This is a genomic window from Lolliginicoccus suaedae (assembly GCF_008312885.1).
GTDB lineage: Bacteria > Actinomycetota > Actinomycetes > Mycobacteriales > Mycobacteriaceae > Lolliginicoccus > Lolliginicoccus suaedae.
Genome location: NZ_VSSO01000007.1, coordinates 1 through 3,509 on the forward strand (window position 1 = coordinate 1; position 3,509 = coordinate 3,509).

Here is a 3,509-nt window from a genome sequence, read left to right on the forward strand (position 1 = left end):
GCTTGTTCACATGTGTTTGCCCGGCGGTGTCCTACTCTCCCGCACCCTGTCGGGTGCAGTACCATCGGCGCTGGAGGGCTTAGCTTCCGGGTTCGGAATGGGACCGGGCGTTTCCCGCTCCGCCAAGACCACCGAGGCAAAGCTCATCAAGGCATGGCCACCCGCCCCCTCGCGGGGATGGGTCGCGTGCTGCCTCAAACAGCCGGATAGTGGTGCAGCCACCACCCGCCCCCGGGAGGGCGTGGTGGTGCTGGTGCGCGAAAAACCTCTGTGCTCGATCGAGAAGAACCATGCGTGCTCGTTGGGCCGTGCAGGCCGCGCGCGAGGCGCGGTCAAGCCACTCGGCCTGTTAGTACCGGTCACCTGCACCCATTGCTGGGCTTCCAGTCCCGGCCTATCAACCCCATGGTCTGTGGGGGGCCTTACCCCGCCCAAAGGGCGGGGGAGAAGCCTCATCTTGGAACAGGCTTCCCGCTTAGATGCTTTCAGCGGTTATCCCTTCCGGACGTAGCCAACCAGCCATGCCACTGGCGTGACAACTGGCATACCAGAGGTCCGTCCGTCCCGGTCCTCTCGTACTAGGGACAGGCTTCCTCAAGCTTCTAGACGCGCGCGGCGGATAGAGACCGAACTGTCTCACGACGTTCTAAACCCAGCTCGCGTGCCGCTTTAATGGGCGAACAGCCCAACCCTTGGGACCTACTCCAGCCCCAGGATGCGACGAGCCGACATCGAGGTGCCAAACCATCCCGTCGATATGGACTCTTGGGGAAGATCAGCCTGTTATCCCCGGGGTACCTTTTATCCGTTGAGCGACACCCCTTCCACTCGGGGGTGCCGGATCACTAGTCCCGACTTTCGTCCCTGCTCGACCTGTCGGTCCCACAGTCAAGCTCCCTTGTGCACTTGCACTCGACACCTGATTGCCAACCAGGCTGAGGGAACCTTTGGGCGCCTCCGTTACTCTTTGGGAGGCAACCGCCCCAGTTAAACTACCCACCAGGCACTGTCCCTGGACCAGATGATGGCCCGAGGTTAGAAGCCCGATCCGGCCAGAGTGGTATTTCAACAACGACTCCACCACCACTAGCGTGGCCGCTTCACAGTCTCCCACCTATCCTACACAAGCCGAACCAGACACCAATACCAAGCTGCAGTAAAGGTCCCGGGGTCTTTTCGTCCTGCCGCGCGTAACGAGCATCTTTACTCGTAGTGCAATTTCGCCGAGCCTGTGGTTGAGACAGCGGAGAAGTCGTTACGCCATTCGTGCAGGTCGGAACTTACCCGACAAGGAATTTCGCTACCTTAGGATGGTTATAGTTACCACCGCCGTTTACTGGGGCTTCAATTCCCGGCTTCGCTGGCAAGCCAGCTGACCGGTCCTCTTAACCTTCCAGCACCGGGCAGGCGTCAGTCCGTATACATCGTCTTGCGACTTCGCACGGACCTGTGTTTTTAGTAAACAGTCGCTTCTCCCTGGTCTCTGCGACCACCCCCAGCTCCCGCCGCGAAGGCGTTCACCAGGCGTGGCCCCCCTTCTCCCGAAGTTACGGGGGCATTTTGCCGAGTTCCTTAACCACAGTTCGCTCGATCGCCTTGGTATTCTCTACCTGACCACCTGTGTCGGTTTGGGGTACGGGCCATGCGGGAACTCGCTAGAGGCTTTTCTCGGCAGCATAGGATCACAGGCTTCGCCGCAACGGCTCCGCGTCGCCTCTCAGGCTTGTGTGACAGGCGGATTTGCCTACCTGTCGCCCTACCGGCTTGCACCAGCACTACCATCGGCTGGCCCTGCTACCTTCCTGCGTCACCCCATCGCTTGGCTACTACCGGATCAGGTCCCGCGCATCCACCGGCCCGGACACCGAAGCATCCAGGCCGCCTTCAGGGCGGTTAGTCTCACCGATTCACCATGGACGCGCCCGCACGGGTACGGGAATATCAACCCGTTGTCCATCGACTACGCCTGTCGGCCTCGCCTTAGGTCCCGACTCACCCTGGGCGGATTAGCCTGCCCCAGGAACCCTTGGTCATCCGGCGGCAGAGTTTCTCACTCTGCTTTCGCTACTCATGCCTGCATTCTCACTCGCGCGCCCTCCACGCCTCGATCACTCGGGCGCTTCCCCGGACGCACGACGCTCCCCTACCCATCCGCGCCACTGCACCGCCCCCGCGAAGGGGGCGGCGGATGTATGCGCGCGGATGCCGCGGCTTCGGCGGTGTGCTTGAGCCCCGCTACATTGTCGGCGCAGGATCACTAGACCAGTGAGCTATTACGCACTCTTTCAAGGGTGGCTGCTTCTAAGCCAACCTCCTGGCTGTCTGAGCGATCCCACATCCTTTCCCACTGAGCACACGCTTGGGGGCCTTAGCCGGCGGTCTGGGCTGTTTCCCTCTCGACCAACGAACCTTATCGCCCGTAGTCTCACTGCCGCGCTCTGGCACCATGGCATTCGGAGTTTGGCTGACGTCAGTAACCCGGTGGGGCCCATCGGCCATCCAGTAGCTCTACCTCCACGGTGGAACACGCGACGCTGCACCTAAATGCATTTCGGGGAGAACCAGCTATCACGGGGTTTGATTGGCCTTTCACCCCTACCCACAGCTCATCCCCTCAGTTTTCAACCTAAGTGGGTGCGGGCCTCCACGACGTCTTACCGTCGCTTCACCCTGGCCATGGGTAGATCACCCCGCTTCGGGCCTAGGACATGCCACTGCGACGCCCTGTTCAGACTCGCTTTCGCTACGGCTACCCCACGACGGGTTAACCTCGCGACATGCCGCTAACTCGCAGGCTCATTCTTCAAAAGGCACGCCATCACCCCACGACCACCACGAGGGCGGACGAAGGCTCTGACGGATTGTAGGCGCATGGTTTCAGGTACTATTTCACTCCCCTCCCGGGGTACTTTTCACCATTCCCTCACGGTACTAATCCACTATCGGTCATCAGGGAGTATTCAGGCTTACCGGGTGGTCCCGGCGGATTCACAGCGGATTCCACGAGCCCGCTGCTACTCGGGAGCACGCAACGACCCTCACCCATGCTTTCGCGTACGGGGCTCTCACCCTCTCCGGCGCGCCGTCCCAGGCGCCTTCCGCTAGCACGAGATCTCTTGGCCGGCCATCGCGGTGGCGACGGCACTGCATGTCCCACGACCCCGCATGCGCAACCCCCACCGGGTATCACGCGCACACGGTTTAGCCACCATCCGCTTTCGCTCGCCACTACTCACGGAATCACTGTTGTTTTCTCTTCCTGCGGGTACTGAGATGTTTCACTTCCCCGCGTTCCCTCCACGCCGCCTATGCGTTCAGCGGCGGGCAGCACCACATCACTGGTACTGGGTTTCCCCATTCGGACACCCTCGGATCACAGCTCGGCTGGCAGCTCCCCGAGGCCTATCGCGGCCTCCCGCGTCCTTCATCGGCTCCTGATGCCCAGGCATCCACCATGCGCCCTTACATGCTTGAACCCGCGCTCGCGCGCGGCCAGCACGATCCAACGA

Annotated in this window: 2 rRNA genes; both read right to left on the reverse strand. The window is 61.6% G+C overall.

From position 1 onward, the window contains the following. Positions 1-18 precede the first annotated feature (18 nt). Positions 19-136, reverse strand: a 5S ribosomal RNA gene (gene rrf, locus FXO18_RS15775). Between the two features lie 192 nt (positions 137-328). Continuing rightward, a 23S ribosomal RNA gene (locus tag FXO18_RS15780) occupies positions 329-3,476 on the reverse strand. Between the last annotated feature and the right edge of the window lie 33 nt (positions 3,477-3,509).